At 70.6% G+C, this 23,369-nt stretch carries 10 protein-coding genes and 1 pseudogene; 4 read left to right on the forward strand and 7 right to left on the reverse strand.

Annotation, left to right across the window (positions count from 1 at the left end; translation table 11 throughout):
• The first annotated feature begins 14 nt into the window (after positions 1-14).
• Positions 15-2,330, forward strand: coding sequence for an esterase-like activity of phytase family protein (locus O7599_RS21245; RefSeq protein ID WP_281617186.1), 2,316 nt, complete (start codon positions 15-17; stop codon positions 2,328-2,330).
• A 46-nt stretch (positions 2,331-2,376) separates the two neighbouring features.
• Here the strand turns inward: O7599_RS21245 and O7599_RS21250 are convergent, their stop codons facing one another.
• Positions 2,377-3,177, reverse strand: coding sequence for a hypothetical protein (locus O7599_RS21250; protein WP_281617187.1), 801 nt, complete (start codon positions 3,175-3,177; stop codon positions 2,377-2,379).
• 201 nt (positions 3,178-3,378) lie between these two features.
• On the opposite strand from O7599_RS21250, the gene O7599_RS21255 reads away from it, so the two are divergent.
• Together O7599_RS21255 and O7599_RS21260 are read left to right on the forward strand one after the other, a co-directional pair.
• Positions 3,379-3,627: an SCO4226 family nickel-binding protein gene (locus O7599_RS21255; protein WP_281617188.1), complete on the forward strand. Its 249-nt coding sequence runs from the start codon at positions 3,379-3,381 to the stop codon at positions 3,625-3,627.
• A 163-nt stretch (positions 3,628-3,790) separates the two neighbouring features.
• Positions 3,791-6,634: an ABC transporter substrate-binding protein gene (locus tag O7599_RS21260; protein ID WP_281617189.1), complete on the forward strand. Its 2,844-nt coding sequence runs from the start codon at positions 3,791-3,793 to the stop codon at positions 6,632-6,634.
• Positions 6,635-6,770: 136 nt separating this feature from the next.
• Here the strand turns inward: O7599_RS21260 and O7599_RS21265 are convergent, their stop codons facing one another.
• From O7599_RS21265 to O7599_RS21285, 5 genes are all read right to left on the reverse strand, one after another.
• On the reverse strand, positions 6,771-7,853 hold the full coding sequence (locus O7599_RS21265) for a hypothetical protein (protein ID WP_281617190.1): 1,083 nt from the start codon (positions 7,851-7,853) through the stop codon (positions 6,771-6,773).
• A 307-nt stretch (positions 7,854-8,160) separates the two neighbouring features.
• Positions 8,161-8,424, reverse strand: coding sequence for a hypothetical protein (locus tag O7599_RS21270; protein ID WP_281617191.1), 264 nt, complete (start codon positions 8,422-8,424; stop codon positions 8,161-8,163).
• Complete coding sequence (locus O7599_RS21275) at positions 8,421-8,774, reverse strand: hypothetical protein (protein ID WP_281617192.1); 354 nt, start codon at positions 8,772-8,774, stop codon at positions 8,421-8,423. The genes O7599_RS21270 and O7599_RS21275 overlap by 4 nt, the downstream gene beginning before the upstream one ends.
• Before the next feature lie 649 nt (positions 8,775-9,423).
• Positions 9,424-10,407, reverse strand: a complete 984-nt coding sequence (locus O7599_RS21280; RefSeq protein ID WP_281617193.1) for a DUF3710 domain-containing protein — start codon at positions 10,405-10,407, stop codon at positions 9,424-9,426.
• The gene (locus O7599_RS21285; protein ID WP_281617194.1) at positions 10,404-20,135 is read right to left on the reverse strand and encodes a LamG-like jellyroll fold domain-containing protein; all 9,732 of its coding nucleotides are present in this window, start codon (positions 20,133-20,135) and stop codon (positions 10,404-10,406) included. Before O7599_RS21285 ends, O7599_RS21280 begins: the two co-directional genes overlap by 4 nt.
• 243 nt (positions 20,136-20,378) lie before the next feature.
• Between O7599_RS21285 and O7599_RS21290 the strand changes: the two genes are divergently transcribed.
• The gene (locus O7599_RS21290; protein WP_281617195.1) at positions 20,379-22,352 is read left to right on the forward strand and encodes a tachylectin-related carbohydrate-binding protein; all 1,974 of its coding nucleotides are present in this window, start codon (positions 20,379-20,381) and stop codon (positions 22,350-22,352) included.
• Between the two features lie 68 nt (positions 22,353-22,420).
• Here the strand turns inward: O7599_RS21290 and O7599_RS21295 are convergent.
• Positions 22,421-23,194: pseudogene (locus O7599_RS21295) on the reverse strand (glycosyltransferase); the annotation flags it as partial.
• Positions 23,195-23,369 lie beyond the last annotated feature (175 nt).

Below are 23,369 nucleotides of genomic sequence, written 5' to 3' on the forward strand. Positions count from 1 at the left end.
TACCGGAGGAAACGATGTCCCAGAAGAGAACGCGCGCCGCGCTCGCAGCCCTGGTCGTGGCCGCCGCCCTGCCGGGTGCCGGGGTGGCGAGCGCGGATCACGGACCGCAGCGGCCGGCGCGGTCGGCGGTCTTCGAACGCACCGCCACCTACCCGGTCTTCCAGAACCGGCCGGCCGGCGAGGACCCGGCGACCGAGACCGTCGCCGAGATCTCGGCGGTCAGCGAGGACGGTCGCACCCTCGTCCACACCGACGCGGCGGCCCGGCGGATCGGCTTTCTCGACATCGGGAACCCGCACCGCCCGCGCGGGCTCGGCACCCTGTCGCTGGCGCGGCTCGGCGACGCCGAGGACGAACCCACCTCGGTGTCCGTGGTGGGTTCGTACGTCCTCGTCGTGGTGAACACCGGCGCGAGCCACGCCGATCCCTCCGGCCGGCTCGACGTCGTCTCCCTGCGCGATCGCGAGCGCGTCGCGAGCTTCGACCTCGGCGGCCAGCCCGACTCCGTGTCGATCAGCAAGGACAAGCGCTACGCCGCCATCGCGATCGAGAACGAGCGCGACGAGGAGGCCGTGCCGCCCGGAGGGGAGGCGGGGGATCTGCCGCAGGCTCCGGCCGGGTTCGTGCAGATCGTCGACCTCGGCGCCGGCTCGCCGCCGTCGAGGTGGCGTACCCGGCCCGTTCCGCTGACCCGCGACGACGGCACGCCGCTGCCCGCCCTGGCCGCCGCCGGGATCGCCGCACCCACCGACCCGGAGCCGGAGTACGTCTCCGTCAACAGCCGCAACCAACTCGCCGTGACGCTCCAGGAGAACAACGGCGTCGTCGTCATCGACCTGCCGACCGGCGACATCACCCGGGCTTTCAGCGCGGGTACGGCGACCGTGGACGGCATCGACACCGCCGAGGACGGCACGATCGACCTGACCGCCTCGCTCACCGACGCGCCGCGCGAACCCGACGCGCTGGGCTGGATCGACGACCGCTACCTGGCGACCGCCAACGAGGGCGACTGGCGCGGCGGCACCCGCGGCTGGTCCGTCTTCGACAGCCGCACCGGCGAGGTGGTCTGGGACGCGGGCAACAGCTTCGAGCGGCTCGCCGCGCGCCACGGGCTGCACGACGACGACCGGTCCGGGAACAAGGGCACCGAGCCGGAGGGTCTGGCGATCGCCGCGTACGGCGGCGTGCGCTACGCCTTCGTCGCCTCGGAGCGCAGCAACTTCGTCGCCGTCTACGACATCAGCCGCCCGACCCGGCCCGTCTTCCGCCAGATGCTGCCCACCACCAACGGCCCCGAGGGCGTGCTGCCGATCCCGTCGCGCGGCCTGCTCGCGGTCTCCAGCGAGGTCGACGACGCCGGGGCGGGCGTGCGCTCCGCGGTGAACCTGTTCCGCCTGGGCAGGGGCGCCCCCGGGTTCCCGGACGTCGTCTCGGCCGCGGACCCCGCCGGCGCTCCGCTCGGCTGGGGCGCCCTGGGCGCGCTCTCCGCCGCACCCGGCAAGGCGCACCAGCTCTCCACCGTCACCGACGCCGCGTACGCCCCGACCAGGATCCTCACCGTCGACGCGGCACGCCGGCCCGCAGTCCTCACCCGGGCCCTGACCGTCAGGGACACCGAAGGACAGCCCGTCGGCTACGACGCGGAGGGCATCTTCGCCCGGCCGCAGGGCGGTTACTGGCTGGCCGTGGAGGGCGAGACCGGGGCGGGCAACCGACTGGTGCGGCTCGACCGCGACGGGGTGACCCGGCAGCTCGTCCCGCTGCCGGCGGACGTCGCCGCGGGCCTCGGCAAGCAGGGCTTCGAGGGAGTCACCGCCACCACCGGCCGGCACGGCCGCGAAATCGTCTGGGCCGCGCTGCAGCGCGAGGTCACGACGGACCCGGCGGGAGTCGTGCGGCTCGGCCGGTACGACGTCGGGGCCGGCACCTGGAGCTGGTTCGGCTACCGGCTCGGCTCCACCACCACGCCGGGCGACTGGATCGGCCTCTCCGAGATCACCGCGGTCGGCGACAGGCTCGCCGTCATCGAGCGCGACAAGCTGAACGGCCCGGCAGCCAGGGTCAAGCGGATCTACACGGTCGACATGCCCACGTCGGCGGCGCCCTCGGGCACTCTGCCGGTGCTGCGCAAGAAGCTCGCGTACGACGTCCTGCCGGACCTCCGGGCGACGCACGGCTGGACGCAGGAGAAGCTCGAAGGGCTGACCGTGGCAGGGGACGGCGAGGTCTACGCCGTCACCGACAACGACGCCCTCCAGGACGCCACCGGTGAAACAGTCTTCCTGAACCTCGGCTCCCACAAGAGGGTCTTCGGCACACGCGACTGAACGACCACGACGCACCTCCACAAGGGTTGGCCGTGCCCGCCGAGGATCACCCCGGGGGCGGCGGAGGAGGGCCGTCCCGCTCCCGGTCCCGGTCCTGGTCCTGCCGGGGCCGGCTGGGGGCGCCCGCGATGGCGTTCTGGAAGCGGGTGCGCAGGCCGCTCCAGTGGGCGTCGTGACGGGCCGCGCGGCGGGTGGCGCGGGCGAGCTTGTGCGGGCGGTGGGCGTAGAAGCGGTGTGCCCAGGGTGATGCGGGACGGGCCAGGCGGATCGCCCCGACCGCTCCGACCAGGGGGATGACGACGCCGAGCACGCCCATGCGGAACTTGCCCTTGGCGAAGGAGACCACGGCGATGAGCGTGCCGACGATGAGGTTGACCGCCCACAGGAGCACCCCCTGCTGCTGCGGCCCTCCTTCGTCGTCCACGTCGAAGGGGGACGAGCCGATCAGCACCATGCCGACGACCACGGCCGTCAGCACGGTGACCTCGACCGACGTGCGGCCCTGCTCGCTCCAGTAGACGTCGTGCAGGTGGACGATCAGGGCGAACTCGTCGAGCACCAGACCCGTGCCCATGCCGAACACGACGGCGACCACGGACTCGGCGACCACGCCCCCGTCCACGAAGACCGCGCCGAAGCCCCCGATCACCATGAGGACGACCCCCGGCACCACGTGGTGGATGTGCATCCCGCCGGGGTCGATGTTCCGGAACGGTCCCCTGCCGGCGCGGATCATGCGGGTGATGCCGCGGGTGACGAGGAAGGTGACGACCAGGGCCGCCAGGGCCAGCAGTGGGGGTACCCGCGCGGTGTCGACCATGGTGAGGGTGAGCCGGCCGTCGACCATGCCGCGTCTGCACCTTTCGCCTGGACTCGGATGTCTTCCGGCTTATTGTCGCGAAGCGGGCAGCGGAGCGATCACCGCCGCGCCGCGGCCGGCGGTGTCGACCACCCAGGATGCTCGATCGATGACGCTTGGTCGCTCATCAGGTGCGCTTCCGATGCCGGGTGCAGTATGGAAGTACAGCCGATCGGGAGGTGCATGATCATGGCCGAGTTCATGGACGTTCACCACGGAATGAAGGGGCTGACGGGCGAGCAACTGCAGGAAGCCCACCGCGCGGACCGGGCCATCGAGGCCGAGGAGGGGGTGCGCTTCAAGCAAGCCTGGGCGGACCCGCGGTCCGGTGAGGTCTTCTGCCTGTCGGAGGCGCCGTCGGCGGAGGCGGTGATGCGCGTTCACGAGCGCGCCGGCCACCCGGCCGACGAGATCCATCCGGTGCCGCTCACGGCCTGACACGGGGCCCCGGCGCGGAGACCGTCGCAGCGCTCGGCAGCCGGTGGCGGCCGTCCCGGCATGAGAACCCGGTGACAGCCTCGTGTCCCACCGCCCGTCGGTAGGTTGGCGTTGTCGCCGCCGGGCGGGGTGGGGCCGGGCGGGGCTCAGGAGGGCGGGCGGGATGCGCGGGACGGTACTGGACGGGCGGTACACGCTGGTGGAGCGGGTCGGCTCGGGCGGCATGGGCGTGGTGTGGCGGGCTCACGACGCGCGGCTCGAACGGCACGTCGCCGTCAAGCTGCTGAGGCTGCCGGCCGACACCCCGGCCGCCGCGCGGTCCCGCGCGGCGGCGATGTTCGTACGGGAGTCGCGCGCCGCCGCGGCGCTGGAGAGCGCGTACATCGTGCCGGTCTTCGACTACGGCAGCGAGGGCGACGACCCGTACCTGGTCATGCCCCTGCTCTCCGGCCGCACCGTGCGCGACCTGCTCGCCGACGGCCGGCCGTTATCCCTCGACCTGACCGCTCGGGTCGCCGCGCAGACGTGCCGGGCGCTGGAAGTGGCGCACAGGGCCGGCATCGTGCACCGCGACATCAAGCCCGCCAACGTCATGGTGACGGGCGAGGGCGTCGTGCAGGTCCTCGACTTCGGCATCGCCAAGTTCCTGGACGCCACGACCGCGTGGAAGCAGGTGACGACCGAGACCGGCACTCCCGCGGGGACGTTGCGGTACATGGCCCCCGAGCGACTGCTGGGTGAGTCGGTGGACGGGCGCACCGACGTGTACTCGTGCGGCGTGATGCTCTACGAGATGCTCGTCGGCCGCCCGCCGTTCGCCACCGACGCCGCGCCCGCGCTCATCCACAGCCATGTGTACGAGCCGGCTCCACCGGTGGCCGCCGCACGCCCCGACCTGCCGCCCGGCTGGGGCGCGCTGGTCGCCGAGATGCTGGCCAAGGGCCCGGACGACAGGCCGGCGGCGGGGGAGGTCGTGCACCGGCTGGCGGCGCTGCAGGCCGTCCGGGGGAACGGAGAGGCGGCGGTCCCAGCGCCAGCCCCGCCTGCGTTGGACGCCGGGGCGCCGCCGGAGCCGGCAGGGCCGGCGTCGAGCCCTCCGCCCGACACGCCCCCCGCCCCGCCCGCCGCGCCCGACCCCACCGCCGCGCCCCAGCCCACCGCCGCACCCGCACCCGCCCCCGCCCCCGAGCCCGCCCCCGCGCCGGACACGGCCCCCGACCCGCCCGCCGCCAAAGCGCCCTCCCGCCGCCGCGCCGCCATGTGGGTCACCCTGACCCTCGTCTCAGCCCTCGTCGCGGTGCTCGTCGTCGCCGACCCGTTCGGCGGCGACAGCAGCGAGGGCGACGCCCGTGGATCGCGCCCCACCCCCGCCACCCCCGTGTCCCGTACCGAGACGCTCACGATCGGCACAGCACAGGACTCCAAGGGCCCGGCGGCCGCCGTGAAGGGTGCGAGCGAAGGCGGCACGCTCACCGTCGCCGAGACCGCGAGCGTCTACGGCCTCGACCCCGCCAACGTCGGCAACGAGGCCGAACGGGCCCTCGCCCCCCTGGTCTTCCGCACCCTGACCACCGTCAAGACGCTCCCCGACGGCTCCACCAAGCTGGTCGGCGACCTCGCCACCGACCCGGGCAGGATGTCGGACGGCGGCCGGACGTGGTCGTTCACGCTGAAGGCGGGCGTGACGTACGAAGACGGCTCCCCGATCACGTCGCGGGACATCGCGCACGGCATCGAGCGCAGCCTCGACACGGACGTGTCCGACACCACCTCGCTGCTGCTGCCCTGGCTCCTCGGCGAGGGCTACGCCCTGCACCGCTCCGACTCCCCGTCCCTCCCCGGCGACTCCGTCGAGACGCCCTCCTCCGACGAGATCGTCTTCCATCTCCCGGAGCCCCGCACCGACTTCAACCTGGCCCTGACCGACCCGGCCGCGGCGCCCGTACCCCTGACGGAGGACGCCGGCGCGGACTACGGGGAGCGACCCGTCGCGAGCGGCCCGTACAAGCTCGCCGACGTCATCTCACCGTCGAACATCCTGCTGGTCCGGAACCCCGGCTGGTCCGCATCGACCGACCCGGTGCGCCACGCCTACCCGGACCGGTTCCGGATCGAGACCGGGCTGGCGGAGGGCGACATCCTGGAGAAGATGACGAACGCCGAGCCCGGTCGCCCCGTCATCACGCTCACCACGGCGGCCACCGCCGACATCCGCGACCAGGTCGGCACGAACCGGATCGGCACCCTGGAGGCCCGGCCCCTGACCACCGAGGGGTACGTTGTCGACACCAAGCGGCTGCCGGACGTACGGGTGCGCCGGGCCCTCGTCACGGCGTTCCCGCCCTCGGCGGCGGACCCCGACGGACCCTCCGGCTCCGCCCCTGCCACCCATCTGATCCCCCCGGGCCTGCGCGGCTCCCGGGACTTCGACCTCTACCAACCGGGCCCCGACGGCGACCCGGCCGCGGCCCGCGCCCTGCTGGAGGAGGCGGACGCGGTCGGCACCCCCATCACCGTCGGCAGCACGACGGACGTGACGGCCGCCCGCGACATCGCCACGGCCCTCGACGAGGCCGGCTTCGAGGCGACGGTGAAGGAGATCGGCTACGGCGACGTCCACGGCGCGATCGACCCGGCCGAGAAGGGCGACGCGGACCTGTACCCCCTGGCCCTGACCGCCACCTGGCCCACCTCCAGCGCCCTCTTCACCCCCCACCTCGACGCCACCTCCCCGTACGCCACGCTCCTCGCCCGCCTGGACGACCAGGCCGTCCGCGCCCAACTGCAGAAGGCGAAAGCCACGGAGGGCTTCGCGGCGGCGGCGAAGGAGTGGGCCGAACTCGACCGGATGCTCATGGAACGCGCCGTGATGGCCCCGACCCACGTGCCGACTCACACCTACCTGCACACCAAGGACGCGGCCGGCCTCACAGTCGGGCCGAACGGGGTCTCCGCTCTCACGGCTTACGTAGTCGGCGAGGAGAAGGAAGCACCAGACGAAGGCTGATAAACCGCAACGCAACGGACGCGGCGCACCCCGAGCGCTCCACGGCGGAGGAGACGAGATTCGACCAAGGCTCGTGTACGGATGTGGACAAGCCTGAATGAGGTGGTCGGTGTTCACGTGGGCGTGGAGGTGGCCTCTAAGGCCGCCCGATCCTATTGAGGCGCTGGACCACGGTTTCCATGTGGTGGGACGTTGCCCACGCCAGCCATTGGGAAGGGCCGCCGGCCCTGCCCGAGCCCCGGGTCCGGCGGGCGCAGGAGAGTAGCTCCTCGTCGCCCCAGGAGGTGCGTGCTCCTGCGGTCGGCCAGTCGGGGGACTGCGTGAGTTCGGAGCACAGCGTCATGAAGTCGTCGTTGCCCGGAAGGCGTCGGTCGTAGATGCGTACCTGCCATTGCTCGCCGACGGTGTAGGCGAGGAACGGGTCGGGGGCGCTGGACGGAGCGGCGGGCGGTCGATGCGGGTGGACCACACCGTAGTCGGAGAAGTCGAGCCTGGAATCGGGGAGCTCTGAGGTCACTCGCCGCCAGAGCGACGCGTCGTAGCGGAGATATGGATGTGGTTGGCGGCGCGGCAGTTCCGCCAGCTCTACCGGGTGTGGGAAGGCGCCTGAGGAGACGGCGAGTAGCTGCCAGTCGGTCTCGGAGAGCGCTTGGACGGCCTTGACGACGAGCGTGGTGTGCGTGGTCAGGGTTGTCTCGCCCGACACTGCGCCGACATCGATTATCAACCGTACGTTGTGCGGCCGTTGCCCAGCCCGTTCCAGGAGGTCCCGCACGTGATCGACGGTGTGATGGGGATTGGCTTCCATCTGGTGGAGGGCAACGCGGACGCAGATTCCACGGCGGTGCTGGGCAGCGGCATGTCGTGCCGCAGCCACTGTGGGTGCCGGGGAGTCGGGCCGCAGGACGGGGATCACACGTGGCATGTCACCAGCGAGACAGCGTTGGGATATGTGAAAGAGCGGTGTATGCACGAGGTCGCGTAGCTGATGCGTGAGCGGTGCGTGGCATTCCACCGCGATGTCCAGAGCCGATCCTGGTTCCAGGGGCTGGTGATCCAGGTGTTTCAGAAAGGTGGGCACGACTGACCGTGATTGATCATGGATGAGGTGGAAGAGCGGGAGTATTCTGTGCTCTGTGGCGGGGTATAAATGCGCGAGTGCCGAAAATTCCCAGCGCAATCCTTTGAGGATCGGGATGTACAGTGTCAACAGTCGCACCCCCGGAAAGCGAGTCCCCGCTCCGTGACCTGGTACTTCCTCAGAGTCCGGCGGTGAAATGGCCCGGGCAAGTGCATATTCGGTCAATGCGGTCCAGTTTCGGAAGTCTCATGTGTCACTTCCATGCGCAATAGGCGCCCCTTTACTGTCTTCGGCGGGCCTGGATGCTTGAGGGTGCAGGGCGTAGATGTGTATGAGGCGGCGGGTTGGCACCGGTGGTTGCGGGAGGAGGACTTTGGTGAGGTTGGTGAGGGGCTGTCGGTTGTGGCGGGAGGCGATCTCGTCGTGCGGATACTCGAGGAGGTGCCTATCCGAGCCAGACGACTCTCACGATGGAGATCGCGCGCATCCGTTCCGGTGCGAGATACATGAAGTAGCCGCGGCCACCGAAGATGTCCAGGGTCCGGAGGCCACCGCCGTGGGCAGGGCCGCGGCCGGCGGTTGCGGCGTCGTAGCCGAGGATCGCGAGCTGCTCTGCGAGTCGTTCGACCTCTGTGATGACCTCGACCGGAAGGCCGTCGGTGACGTGCGCGGTGTCAGGGTTGTAGTGCCAGGTCCAGTCGTCGCTCACCCGGCGACCTCGCGCTGGGCTGCGGCCAAGAGCTGCTGGATCTCCGCCACTAGTGGGTTGACCTCTTCAGGGGTGCTGGCTGCTTCGACGGCCGCTTCCAGTTGTCGCAAGCGGGCGGCCTGCTCCGGGCGGCGCTGTATTGCCACGAACTCGCCCCAGTACTGGAGGAATGCGCGGAGAGGGGCGATCGTGCTCTGTGCTGCCGCCTGCTCGGCCGCTCGGTCGAGGTGGTCGGCGAAGGCGGGCAGCTGGGCCGGAGCGATCTGGGCGATGGCGGTGCGCAGCGCGGCCGGGGTGAGTGCGGGCATAGCGATCAAGGGTCCGCTGGAGGTGAAGTGCTGCTCGGTCATCGCTGCTCCCCTGGGCAGCCGGCTGACCGGCCACCTGACACTGTCGCCGTCCTGGCGTCACCATCGTATCTAGCGGGACGAGCGCGGGAGCGGGAACGGACGGGGACCGGGTTGTCGGACTCGCAGGGCACAGAGCGCGTGCATCCCAAAGGCCCGTTTCACTTCTTCGTGGGGCTCATGGGCGAGCCTGGAAGTGAGGCCAGGGCATGCGTGAGCCCCGCAGCGGCGTGCCGGTGCGGGGCTCGTTTCGCCTGGTCAGGCGGGGTGCGGAGGATACGAGATTCGAACTCGTGAGGGTGTGAACCCAACACGCTTTCCCATTCGCCGTGTTGCTGTCCGGGCCGGGACGGCTCCGTTCTGACCTGCGGGTTCGAACCTGCTGGCGACTGCAGTGAACGTCGATGTACGAGGATGAACGAGACCAGAATTGAGACCAAGAACGTACCCCAGAGCACCGCCGGGGCACTGCGCTCATCGCAGGATCGCCGAAGGAGCAGCGCATCATCCGGCCCCCGGAACCCGCACCCTGTTCCAGCTCCACTGCCTGAGCTTTACGGTGCGTCGAACTGTCCATGACGGGCGAGCCCAGTTCCCCGGTGGCTATGCCGGATTCAGATATCGACGCCAGCAACACGAAGCGTGGTCGAGGCTAACGTGGCGGCCATCGAAGGGGGACGGCGCTGCCGCGGCTCTTCGCGACGGGCGTGCTGGTGAGGTCCACCACGGTCTCCAGGAAGAGGTGACGGACGTAGGCGTGGTGTACGTCGGACTCAGCGGCATCGCCACGGAGCACTCCGCGCAGTAGCCACCCGGGTCCATGGCAGCCGAGGAATCTCACTCGGGCAAGCCGCCCGGATCCATCGCGTACGGGAAGCATGCAGTCCAGTTCCTTCCCCAGTGCGCCCACCTTCTCCTCAGCCTGCCCCCCGGCCGTAAGTACTTGTGAGCTCAACCGGCCGCGCACGTCATCCCAGGTGCCGCCTTCGGCAGCATGAAACAGCTGTAGCTGCAGAGCCGTCTTCTCGAAGATGAAAGTGACGGCCTCGACATCCTGCCCACGCTGCTCGGGACGGAGGGTGACCTGATTGATGTCGGGCACCCGGAGAGCGCCGAGCGCCAGCCGTCTGACCTGGGGATCGAACGGTTCGGTCGCATCCCACGGCCCATGGGCGCCGTCCCGGACGAGTGGTCGCATCAGCTCGGCCGAGTCGACGACTTCGCGGCAAGCTGCTTCCGCGTCGCTCAGAAGTGCGTCGACTTCGTCCTCACGGAGGCCGTCCCGCCGCACCGCGGACCACAGGAGTGCGGTTGTCGCCTCAAGTCCTCCGACACTGTCGCTCTCCGCCTCCATGCCGAAGGAAGCCTCGCCCAGCAGCACCATGGTGAGCGTGACTGCATCCTCCGCAGACAAGGGAAGGTCGGCACTCAGGAGATCAGCCACAACCTCCCCGACGCTAGCCGGTGCCGGCTTGGCACCGGAGAGGTGCTGGGTCACCCACAGCGCATACGCACAGCTGATGACCAGTGCCGGTGACGATTCACTGATTGCGCCGAACTTCGCTTGTGCCACGGTCTCGGGTGATAGGCGGCCATTAGTGGCGTATTCATCCAGAAGGGAACGCGCATCTGTCATCGACTACCTGCTCCTCGCATCCGCTCTCGCGCCATCTTATTGAGACGCGAGACTGCTGATCCGACGAACATCCCCGTGTTGACGAGGGAGCTGACCGGATCGACCACAGCAAGCCCATGGGCCGGAGTCACGTCGACGACAGCCTGGGCCACATCTGCAGAGGCTTCTCCACCATCCTCCATCGTTGACTTTCTCGTCTGTTTTCTCTCGGCGCTCCGCTCAAGTTCGTCGTCGCCGGATTGACTACCCCGCCCGGAAGCAGGCCGAATGTCATCAAAGGCAGGGCCGATGTCAGGTAGGTCAGCGGGATCACAGTTGTGGACGAGAGTGTCCGTCATGCCCACGGCGACGTGGTATGTGTGGGCGTCGTCCACCGTGAGGTTGTGGACCGTCGTCTCCGCTGTCCGGGCGCGAACAGCAGTGAGCTGGACATACGTGCCGGCACCCGTCTGGAGCCACTGGCCCGGTTTGAGGTCGCCTGCCCCCTGCCACTTCTTCAGGGCCGGGACCCAGAACGGGTGGCCCTCCGTGGCCGTGAGGGTGGCGGTGGCGTCGTCCGTCGGGCCGTTCGGGGCGACCGTGAGGTCGACCAGGTGCTTCTCGCCGGTGCCCTCGATGGTCGCGGTGACCTTCTCGTCGCTCGTCTCGCCGGTCGTCGGGTCTGTTGCCCTGACCTTGTCGCCGACTTCGACGTCCTCGATTGGTTTCCTTGATCCGTCGGCCATCACCACCTCGGTGCCGGCGGTGAAGCTGTTGGCCGATGCTGCGGCGCTTGCGCCTTCGGCGACGCAGGTGCCGGCGTCCACCGCTGACTCGACACGGTCGGCGTTCTTGCCCACAGTCGTCGCGGTTTTGGTGGCCATACGGCCGGCCTTCGCCGCGCGGACCGCGCCGGCGCCCGCGCCGCCGGCGGCGGCGCCGGCGAGGGTGGCGGTGGCCCAGGCGCAGGCTTCCATGTCGCCCTTGGTGAGGCAGTCCTTGAAGTCGTTGTAGCCGGTGAGTTCGGCGGCGGCGGACAGGCCGGTGCCGAGGGCGTCGCGGACGGCGGGGGCGGTGTTGCGGGCGAATTCGACGCCCGCGTCGACCGCCGCGGAGACCTCCTGGACGACGTCCCCCGCGGCCGCCACCGCCGCGGCGCGTACGTTGTCTGCGCTCTGTGCGGCGTCCGCGATCACGTCGCGGGTGACGTCCACCACCCGGGCCGCGACGTTGGGAGCAGACGAGACGATGTCCGCGGCAACCTCGTAAAGGGGTTTGAGCGCGGCGGTGACGGCGGGCAGCGGGTTGTTCGTGATGGCTCGTTTGACGGCGGCCTTCGCCCGGTTCGTGATGTCTCTGGCCTCTTGGAGCAGTCGTCGTTTGGCTTCGCGGGCTCTGGCCTCCGCCCAGTCCGACGCGGAGGACCCCTTGTCCTTCAGCCCGCGGATGATCTCGTCGATCCGGTCGTTCGCCCTGTGGTAGCCGTCGTTGCCCGTCCGGTCCAGCCTGGCGGCGGCTCTGTCCGCCACGCGGGCGGCGGATCTGGCCGCCGACTTCGCCGCCCGCCAGGCTTGGCGGGCGTATTCCTTCATCGCCGCGGCGGTCTTCTTCGCCGCCCGCCTCCGCTCCAGCAGGTCACGGACGCGGTCGGCGACGCCCGAGATCATGTCGCGCAGACCGCTCCAGATCGTCTTCGCCAGGTAGGCGCGCGCCAGCGCCAAGGCGCCGCCGAGGAGGCCGCAAGGGAGGCAGAACCCGAAGTTGCCGTCCGGGTCGGCATGGTCCATCGGCGACGCCGCCGCATAGCCGTAGCGGTTGGCGAACGCCGAGGGCCCGGAGGCGTACGTGGCGGCGTCGCGTGAGACGAACCCGGCGGCGCCCGGGTCGTACCAGCGGGCGCCCATGTTGACCTGCCCGGAGTCCGGGTCGGTCCAGTCGCCCTGGTAGCCGGCGTTGCCCGAGAGTTCGTCTTCCCCCGCCGGCTCTCCGAACGGCGTGTACGCCGCGGACTCGGCCAGCTCCGCGCCGCCCTCCGCGGTCGCTTCGTAGCCGCCGACCACATCGCCGTGCGCGTCCGTGAACGCCAGTCGTGGCGTCCCGCCGTCCTCGGCGACCGACAGCAGTTCGTCCATCGCCCCCCGCCCGTACGAGGCGGTGCCGTCCTTGACCGGGTCGGGGGCGAGACCCGCGTAGCTGAAGTCGGCCCCGCCGCGCGCTGCGACGCGGTCGAGCGAGTCGTAGTCGTACGAGACGGAGCCGGCGTTGACCAGCCGGTCGAAGGCGTCGAAGGCGAACTCCTCCGTCAGCCCCGAGCTGGTGCGCGAGGTGAGCGCGCCGCGCGCGGAGTACTCGTAGGCGTAGTCGCCGTCCGACAGCAGCCGGTTGCGTTCGTCGTACGCGGCGGTCTCGTCGCCGTTCTTCGTCCGGTTGCCCGCGTCGTCCCAGGCGTACTCGGTGGTGGCGCCGTCCGCCGTCCAGGACGTCAGCCGGCCGGCGTGGTCGTAGCCGTAGGAGTTCTGCGACGGGCCCGCGAGGCCGGCGGTGTTCTTCGCGGTGAGGTGGTCGTTGTCGTCGAACTCGTAGTCGATCGAAGCGACGGTCTGCCCGCCCGCGTCGGTGAGGGTGTCGCTGTCGATGCGGCCGACGTCGTCGTAGGTGAACGTACGGGCCCGCCCGCCGTCGAGCGTGGTCTGCTCGAGCATGCCCGCTTCGTCGTACGCGTAGCTCTGCCGGGCGCCGGTGAGCGGGTCGGTGGCGGAGGCCAGTCGCTGGTCGACGTACGTGAACTGCGCGGTTCCCGCGGCGTCAGTGCGGCTGCGCAGCAGCCCGTCCTCGTCGTAGGTGTAGCTCGCCTCGCCCGCCGGACCGGTCGCCTCCAGGAGCAGTCCGCGATCGTTGTAGCTGTACGTGTTGTCCCCGGTCGGAGACGCCGCCGATGTCAGCCGGCCGGCGGCGTCGTAGCCGTAGGCACGTTCGGTGGTCGTCGCCTCCGCGCCGCCGCCGGTCTCCAGCACGAGTTGCCCGGCGTTGTCGTACGTGCGCTGTCGCGTCACACCACCCGGGGCGCGGACCTCGACGGCCTGGCCGGCGGCGTCGTACGCGGTGGTCCAGGTGCGGTCGGCGACGGCCGGGTGGTCCGCGGTGGCTGGCTCGACGGCCGTCTCCGGCAGACCGAGGGAGTTGACGGTGTAGTGGGTGGAGTTGCCGCGGCCGTCCGTGTAGCGGGTACGGTTGCCGGCCGCGTCGTAGCCGAACGACGTGGTGAGGGCCGTCGTCTCCGACACCGGCTCCGTCTGCTCCGTGAGCCGGCCGAGCGCGTCGTGGGCGTAGGTCGTCGTGCGGCCCAGGGGATCAGTCGAGGCGGTGAGGTTGCCGGCGTCGTCGTAGTCGTAGTTCATGGCCCGCAACGGGCTCATGTTCGCGTCGAGGTCGGACTCCTGAACCAGCCTGCCCGCGTCGTCATAGGACTGCCGCGAGGTGCGCCCGAGGCCGTCGCTGCGCCGGACCTCACGCCCGCTGCCGTCGTATCCGAACTGGGTGAAGACCCCGCTGGGTTCGGTGACCCGGGTGGCCTGGGAGAGCGAATCGTAGGCGAGGTGCGTCTCGGCCCCGCTGGGGTCGGTTATCGCCGTGACGTTGCCGCTGTCGTCGTAGCGGTACGCGGTGGTGAACGCGGCCTGCTCCGGGTGGCGTTCGAGCCGGGTCTGCGTGAGGGGCCGGTCGAGGTCGTCGTAGGTGACCTCCGCGCGTGCGCCGGTGGGGCCGGTGACGGAGAGGACCTCGCCGGTGCGGGTGTAGGTGTACGACCAGGTCGCCCGGTCGTCGCCGGTGCCGGTGGGCTCGTCGCGCTCGGTGAGCCGGTTCATCCGGTCGTACGAGTAGCGGCTGGTCCGCTCCAGCGGATCGGTGACCTCGGTGACGTTGCCGAGGGCGTCGTAGCCGTAGTGGGTGGTGGGCGTGACAGCCGTGGACGAGCCGGGAGCGGTGTACGGCGGTGCGGAGACGGAGGTCTGGCGGCCGAGGTCGTCGTACGTCGCCCGGGTGGTGTTGCCCAGCGGGTCCACGGACTCGGTGACCTCGCCGTACATGGTGAGCCCGGTCACGGTCAGCGGCCGGACCGGCTGTGCGGCGGTGCCGTCGCCCGGCTCCGCCTGCACCTGGGGGGCCGTGGTGGAGACCCGCCGGCCCAGTGCGTCGTAGCCGAGGTTCGTGGTGCGGCCGAGCGGATCGGTGACGGCGGTCGTCAGGTTGCGCTGGTCGTAGTCGTAGGTGGTGGTCAGGTCCGCCGAGCCGTTCAGGACGATCTCCTGCCGGAGGCGTCCGGCGCCGTCGTAGACGTAGTCGACGGTCTCCGGCGTGGTGCTGACCGGCCAGGGCACGTTGGAGGAGGAGCCGCCCGAGGTGGTGCGGGTGACGTTGCCGGCGAGATCGTAGTCGTATGTGGCACGCTGCACCGGCCCGGGGGCCGCGCCGCCCGCGACGGTGCCCTTCACCCGGCCCACGGCATCGTACGTGGAGGTGGTCACCGTGCGGCCGTTGCCGGTGACCTCTCGGACGACGTTGCCGGCGTCGTCGTACTCGTTGGCTTCGAGGACGTAGTCGTGTGTGCTGCCGTCCGGGGCGTGGAAGTCCTTCAGGGTGATGGACCTGACCAGGTCGTCACCGTAGTACTGGTACTCGAGGGTGCGGCCCATGGCGTCGGTCTGTCGGGCCAGCCTGCCCGCCATGTCGTAGGAGTACGAGTTCAGTACCGCGAAGTCGCCGGTGTCGTCGGCCTCCTCGGGGTCGCCGTCCCAGTCGACGAGGCGTACTTCGGCGGCCATGTTCCGGGCGGTGTAGGCGTACTCGTAGCGGTTGCCGTTCGCGTCGACCATGAAGGTCTGGTTGCCGAAGACGTCGTAGCCGTAGGTCGACTCGTTGCCCTCGGCGTCGGTGACGCGGGCGGGGCGGCCGTGCTCGTCCGGCTCGAAGGTCATCGACCGGGAGGGGTCGGCGCCGACGGCGTCGCTGATCTCCACGCGGGTGACGAAGCCGTCCGGGTCGTATGCGGTCGTGGTTCGCATCCGGTGTGGCGCGGCGGTGACGGCGTTGGCGACCTCGGGTTCGGTGACGGTCACCGGTCTGGACAGCTTGTCGTAGGTGTACGTCGTGGTGACGCCGCTGGGCCGGCTGTCGGAGATCTCGGTCTCGCCCGTGAGCCGGCCGAGTTCGTCGTAGGTGTAGCGGGCCGTCAGCCCGGAGGGCTGGACCACCTCGGCCAGGTCGCCGCTGCGGTAGTAGGCGTAGCGGGTTTCGGCACCGCGCGGGTCGGTGGTGGTCTTGGGCAGCCCTGTGGGGGTCTGGCCGCCGTCGCGGGCGGGCTCGGCGCCGGTGGTGTAGGTGTGCCGCGTGGTACCGCCGTCGGGGTTCTTCTGGGTGAGCAGAGCGCCGGTGGGGTTGTAGGTGTAGGCCGTGAGGTAGCGGTCGTCGGACGGTCCGCTGGAGCGGCCGTCGCGGGTGCCGGTGGGCAGGTCCTTGCGGGGGTCCAGCTCAGGGAGGTCGGTCGGGTAGGAGGTGTGGGAGGTCTGGCAGTCGTCCTTGGCCCGGCACGTGGTCCGGGAGGTGATGTTGCCGCGGTCGTCGTAGGCGAGCGTGACGGTGTCGCCTGTCTCGCTCGTGACGCCGGTCTGGTAGCCCTTGTCGTCGTAGGTGAAGCTGCGGATCGCGACGCCGTCCACGGGATGGCGGATGAAGTCGGGCTCCGAGCCGCCGTCGCCGGGCGGATTAGTGCAGAATGCCGGGTCCCCGGGGTCCGGCTGGCTGCAGACCTCGTCCGGCGGGTCCGGGGGTGACGTGGACGGCTCGCCGGGTTTGTCGGCCTCGCGGACGCCGAGCGCCATGGGCTCGCCGTAGCGCACGAGCTGGGAGGTGAGGGCGTCGTACTCGTAGAAGTAGGGGTGGCCGAGGGGGTCCTGCACTTCGATGGTCCGGCGCATGTCGGTCTCGTCGCCGTAGACGGCCGGCCTGCCGTACCGCCAGGTGCCGCCGTTGCCGTCGGTGTACTCCTCGACCCGGTCGGCGGAGGTGTCGTACGTGACCTCGGCGCCGGTGCGGCCGCTGGGCAGAGCGATTCGCGTGAGCAGGTCGGCGCCTTGCTTGCCGAGGGTGTGGTGGGCGGCGACGGACTGCGGGCCCAGCGGGTGGGCGTAGACGGAGACCTCGTCGATGCTGCCGGCGAAGTGCCGGGCCTGGGCGCTGCCCCAGCCGGGCCAGTTCGCGGGGGAGTCGGGGTGCGCGGCACCGATCTGGTTGTGGGTGAGCTTCTGTCCGGCGAGCGGGGCGCCGTCGAGGGTGCCGGCGAGTTGCCCGTCGAGGTAGAGGCTCTGCTTCTGACCCGAGACGGAGAGGACGGCGTGGTGCCAGTTGCCGTCGTTGACGTTCTTCGTGGTCGCGGTGATCGGCTGGGCGGTGCCGTTCCAGAACTGGCCTCGCAGCTTGCCGTCGGTGCCCACGTAGAGCGTGGGCACGCCGCTCGTCGGGGCTGTGCCCCACGCCTTGTCCTGGTAGCCGAGGAGAGGGCCGCCGACGCCGGTCGGAATGGTCTTGAACCACAGCTCGACGGCCGTGTCCCTGCTCTTCTTCAGAGTGCCGCCGGGCAACTGGATCCGCGACGAGTTCCCGTCGAAGACGGCGGCGGTGTCGGGATCGCCGCTGACGGCGCCCTGGGCGCCGAGGGTCACGCCGTGGTGAGTGCCGCGGTCGTCGCCGAGGTTGACGTCGACGGTGCTCTCGGCCGCTGTGCCCTCGCCCTCGCCGAGCCGCCAGTGCGACTCGGGACGGGAGTCGCGCACGGCGGTGGCGTAGTGGTTGCCGGCGGTGTACTCGTACGACGTGCAGCTGCCGTCGGGCGCGCAGACCCGGTCGAGGCGGTCACCGGCGTAGGTGTAGTCCCAGGCCAGAGCGGCGCCGCCGACGGGGTTGGTGCGTACGGAGGTGACGTGGTCACCGGTCCAGGCGAAGGTGAGGGACCGGCCGCTGCGCGCGTTCTCCGCCTTGGCGATGCGGCCGCCGGAGTAGGTGTACGTGACGGCGTTGGACGTGGCGTCGGTGATCTTGACCAGCAGGCCCGAGCTGCTGAAGGAGTAGCGGGTGCCGGACTTGTCCTGCAGCGTCCAGGTGTTCGCGGTGGCGTCCCGGGTGAGGCGGGCGTAGCGGCCGGGCGGCGGCTCGTAACTGCCGTCGGGGTTCTTGCCGTAGCGCACGTCGCGGCCATCGGGGTAGCGGATGACGACGTTGCCGCTGCCGTCGTCGTCGGGGCTGAGGCGGACGTCGTAGCGGGAGGTCCAGCCGGCGCCGAAGGCAAGGTCGCGGCGCGGGTCGAGGCTGTTGTACGAGCGTACGAGCGTCAGATCCGGGCCGATGCCGGCAAGGGAGGCGTCGATCGCGGTGGTGGAGTAGTTGCCGGTCAGCGGGTCGGCTTCGTTCGCCTGGCCGTCCGCGATCCGGGAGGTGATCTCCGGCTGGGGCACGGAGGTCAGCAGCGCGATCTGATCCGTCGGAACCTCGTTGCCCGCGTCCTTGACGAAGCCGCGCCACAGATAGGTCTTGCCCCAGGAGAGCCTGCCCGCGGGTACGGTCCACGCTGGGCTGCTCTGGTACGCGGAGGTGGTGCAGCCGGTCGGTTTCCCGTCGTCGCCGCGCTCGCAGACCTCGAACTTGTACTCCAGGGTCTGGCCCGCGGGGGCGTCCACGTCGATGGCGGAGGCCCACAGATGCGGCGTGAGGGTCTGGGCGAAGTAGCCGTTGGGCGGATACTGCTCCTGGACCACGGGGGCGATGTCGAAGACCTGCAGCAGGAGCCGGGCGGGCGGAACCTGCTCGTCGGTGAAGACGGTGCCGCCGGTGCGGACCATGGTGAAGTCGAGCGTGTAGCGGCCCGGTGGCAGCTTCTTGATCGTCGCGGTCAGCGTCGTCTTCGACCCGTGGGGCACCTCTCCGGTGAGGTTGGCCGCGCGCTGCTGGGTGACGAGCTTGCCCTTGGCGTCGAACGCCCGGTAGGCCAGGTAGTACCCGCCCGGGGTCCAGGTCTGGGCGCCCTTGTTGGTGACGCTCAGCTTCACCTTGCCGTCCTGGTTCTGCAGGACGGGCGGATCGGGCACCGGCTGGACGAAGCGGTAGTCCGCGGCGTACGGCGAGTGGGTGATGAACAGCTTGGGCGGGTTGGCGGTGCCGTGGCCCGCGAACTTCTTCCAGGCCAGGTCCTCGGCGGCGGCGCGTACGGACAGGCCGTGGTTGGGCTGTCGGCCGCTGACCCAGCGCTGGACGAGGTCGCGCCCGCGCTTGCCGAGGTTGAACAGCTCGTTGCGGGCGGGGCAGTCGGACTTGGAGTCACCGAGCTTGATGTGGCCGTGGGCGAAGGACTTGGAGGCGAGGCTCGGGCCGGTGGCGGGGCCGGGGTAGGACATGCCGGTACCGGCGGACCAGGACTCGGTGACCGGGTGCACGGTGACCGGCCGGGACTTGCAGGAGGCCGAGTCGAAGTTGGCGAGCTGCAGCTGGACGCCGAAGATCTTGTGGTTCCGGAAGTCCTCGTCGACGTCGGGGAAGCCGAGGTAGGTGGCGGTGGGCCCGCTCGCCGACTTGCCGACCTGTAGCTCGGTGTCGCCGACGACGGAGCCGCCGTCCTTGACGTAGGCGCTGGTGCCCGCGGAGACGGAGCGCACGGAGGGGTCGACGCGGACGGGGAAGACCCGGTCGTCGGCGCGCAGCCAACGGCGGTCGAGGGTCACTTCCAGCGACTGGGCGCCGGGCTCGCCGACGAGGCGGTAGGCGACGCCGTCGGAGCGGGCGGGGACGGCCGCGGAGTCGTCCATGAAGCCGGGGGGTATGACGGCCCGGGTCCGGCCGTCCGCGTCGCGGAGAACGACGGAGCCGTCGTGGAGGGATGCGCGTAACCCGTCGAGTGCGAGGGGGAAGCGGAAGACGGCGGGCGCGTCGGGGGAGTGCAGGACGAGGGTCTCCTTCACGCCACCGGGCTGGGACTCCAGCCATAAGCCGGTGTCGGGGAGCACGTCCTCGTACGTCACCTTGCTGCCGTCGACGCTTCCGGGAACGCGCGCGGCACCGTGCAGCCCGTACGACACCGCGGCGCCGGAGGGCAGCCGCAGACCGGCCAGCCGGGTGTCCGCGGCGCTGTCGCCGAGGCGGACGTCGACGGAGTCGGCAGCGTTGTCCCAGCCGCCGGGGCGGGCGCGGAGCGTGGTGTCGATGGGATACCACTCGCCGTCGGCATCCCGGAAGTTGAGCGGGTCGGGGGACGTCTCGGTGGTGTGGGTGCCGTCGTCGTTGGCGTACGTGCGGCTGTACGCGGTCCGCTCCCCGGGCAGCTCGCGGCTCCGGCCAGGCTCGAAGCCGCTCCCCGCCGGCTCGGGCGCCGCCGCGACCCGTACGTCGTTCTCGGGCTGGCTCGGCCGTGCGTCACCGGAACGCCCCTGGCCCGTGGGGTACTTGGCGCGGTGAGTGGTGGGCGCCCGGCGGTTGGCGTCCCGCTCCCGTACGAGGTGGTCGCGCCCGCCGGCGTCGCCCCAGCGCTGATCGGGCGTCCCGGGGGCGGGCGGGTCACCCGGCAGCAGGGGGATCCCGGAGCCGGAAAGGGCGAGCGAGGTGATGCCGATCACCGCTGCGAGCAGGACGGCGACGGCGGTGGCGAACGGGCCCCGCCGAAGTCTGTTCGTCGTGACGTAACGCGCAATTCTTCGGTACGCGGGCATAGGTCCCCCCACAGGTCCATGAACGCGAACAGGCGTTCAGATCATGAGTGAGGCATGACGGGAATGTCGAGGAAAAACTTGAATGTTCATCAACAAGCCAGACCTGAGCGCCCTATGTTTACCTCAAGGCCGCTGCAGCGTTCACTCATGGCTGCCTACCGTCCCCCGAGGGGGGTGGCGACGTGAGGTGGGAAGCGGCGTCCCCTGAGTCCGTCACACGACAGCCGACCTGGAGGGATGCCCATGCGACGCGTACCGCGAAGACGATTCGTACGCACCGCGCCCGCGTTACTGGCGGCGGTGGCCGCGGCGGTTCCGCTGACGATCACGGCGCCGGGGGCGGCGGCAGCCGACGACAGCGTGACCTGTACGTCCACCGCGCCTCTGTACTCCGTCACCCCGGCCGGGAACTTCATCCGCCGCAACGTCGACAACCCCGCCGATGCCACGCAGGTGCCCGAGCCGTTCTCGATCGACACCGACTGGGACCGCTACCCGCGCGTTCTCGCCGGCGGGAAGGCCCAGTTCTACGGCATCAAGGCCGACGGCCTCTTCCTCAGCCACCGCGAATACAGCACCGAGACCTGGGACGTCCACCACAAGAAGATCAGCGACGGCTTCACGCGCTACCGGCTCACCGAGAACCGCCACGAGATCACCGTCGATCAGGACAGCAACATCTGGCACGTCGACGACGGCGGAGACCTCCGCTGGAGCCAGTACTCCCTGGACACCAACGCCTGGAACCCCGCGGGTGACCGGAAGATCGACTCCGGCTGGGGGCGCTACGACCTGATCGTCGCCACCGACCTCGGCGTGCTGTACGGACGCGACGCCGCCACCGGCAACCTGCTGCGCTCCCGCTACGATTTCGACAGCCAGCGCTGGCTGCAGCGCCACGACACCGTCAGCTGGGCCGACTGGCGCGGCACCCAGGACGTGACCTCGTTCGGCGGCGACACCCTGATCCGCGTGCAGCCGAACGGCGACCTGCGCTACTTCCGCTACGCGGAGGACCAGGGGAACTTCACCGTCTACAACCGGCTCATCGCAGACGGCGCGCACTGGGCCGGCTACACCAGCGTCTCCGGCGGACCCGCCTCCTGCCGCCTCACCGCCGAGCACTCTCCAGCCCGCCCCTCGATCGGCATCGACACCGACAGCCCCGCCGCGATCCAGCAGTCGCCGGGCGGCGCCATCGAGTACGCGTACACCGACAACATCGGCCGCCTCGTGCACGGGTGGCAGAGCGATCCGAACGACTCCAACAGCACCCAGTGGACGACCATCTCCGGCAACGAGGCGTTCTCCGGCACTCCTTCCCTCGCCGCACAGCCCGACGGTGAGACCGCCGTCACCGCACAGAGCATCAACAGCGACATCTGGTGGACCCGGCACGCGCAGGGCAACCCGGACTGGGAAGAGTGGTTCAACCTCGCGGGCGCCATGGCCCAGCACCCCGTGACCGGCACCATGCCGGACGGACGGCTCGTCCAGTTCGCCGTCGACGCACAGGGCAAACCCTGGTATCGCATCCAGCAGCGTCCCAACGTCGCCTTCATGGGCTGGATGCCGCTGACGGGACAGGGGTTCTCCGGCCCGTTCACCGCGATCACGGTGCGCGACGGCATCCAACTGTTCGGCGCCGATGCCACGGGCCGGCTGCGTACGGCGGCCTTCACCGGCACCGCGGTCGGCACCTGGGCCTCCCTCGGCGACGCACCCCTGACCGGTCGCCCGGCGGTCGTCGTCTACCCCGGCTACCGCATGGGGGTCTTCGCCCGCGCCACCGACGGCCGCATCGTCTCCTTCGCCCAGGCCACGGAGGGCGGCGCCTTCCCGACCGCCTGGACACGGGTCGGGGACTTCACCTCCGCCGGGTCTCCGTCGGCCGTGATCAGCCCGATCACGGGTGTCACGGAGCTTGTGGCCCGCGGAGCCGATGGAATGATCTACAACACCGGGGAGCAGACCCAGGGTTCGGGCACCTGGCGCACATGGCGGCAGGAGTCCTTCGAGGCGTCGGCCACCGACCCGACGGCCCTCACCTACTCGAACGCGAACGGCCCGACCTGGGCCTTCTCCTACCGTACGAGCGCCAACCAGACACGCTTCTACGAAGCCCGCCCCACGGCGGCCAGGGCCACGTCAGGCTCCGGAGCGCCGACCGCACCCGGCTTCGCGGCGCACCGCCTGCCCGCACCACCGGGGATGTGATCGGACCGCGTGACGACGGCGCCGGGCCGAGGGGGACGTCACCCGCCGGCCCGGCGCCGTTGCCTGCGGTAGTGGTGCTCCAGCTCCGGGTGGCGGTCTCCCGGTTGCCGCAGGAAGGCGTCGATCAGCTCGGCGTCGGTCATCTCGTACGTCGCCCACACCGCCTCAGGGCGCTCGTAGCCCCGCTCGCCGCCGTTCCACGGCTTGTGGCGGCCGGTGAAGTGCAGCACGGCCACCTCCTCCGGGACCGGGTCCCCGGGCTCGATGCGCCGCTTGACGTAGTTGTACGCCGCGTCGAGGCGGGTGAACTTGTGCTCCAGCAGCGCGTTGAGTATCCCCTGGTCGTGCTTGTCGAGTTCGTACAGGCCGGAGTGTCCGGTCTCGTCGATCCGGGCACAGAACTCGTCGGTGAGGTAGTCGCGCGATATCACGAGCAGTCCGCTGTTGAGCTTGGTCTGCTCCTTGAGGAACTGCGGTACCGCGGCCAGGCCGCCGCGCAGGCTCATCAGTTCGGAGATGTCGCCGAGCACGACCATGTCGGTGTCGAGGGTGATCACCGTGTCGTAGTCGCGTAAGCGGAAGACGTCGAGAATGAAGTACGCCTTGCGGACCAGGTAGTTTTCACGGTTCCCCTTGACGAACCCGTCGTAGTGCCCGGCATCGACGCGGCGCAACACGATGCGCGGGTGCAGCCGGTGTATCCGGGTCAGCGACGCGGGCTGCAGGTCGTCGTAGAGGACGACGAAGTCCTCGCAGATGTGCGGGTTGTTCAGGGCGAGGCTGCGCAGCAGCGTGAGAAAGCCGGGCAGGTAGTTCTCGTCCACGTACGACGCGAACGCGATCCGGTGCCGGCTCTCCGCGGTGCGCTCGCGCTCCTTGCGCGACGGGCCGGCCGCCTGCGGCGCCGTACCGGGTCCTGCGGAGACGAGGTCCTCGAAGTCAGCCAGCGCCGCACGTATCTGACGGTCCGTACGGCCCCCGGAGGCCATGGCGCCGAGCGCGGCGGCGAGGCGCGGT

It is taken from the genome of Streptomyces sp. WMMC500 (genome assembly GCF_027497195.1).
In the GTDB taxonomy this organism is placed as follows: domain Bacteria; phylum Actinomycetota; class Actinomycetes; order Streptomycetales; family Streptomycetaceae; genus Streptomyces.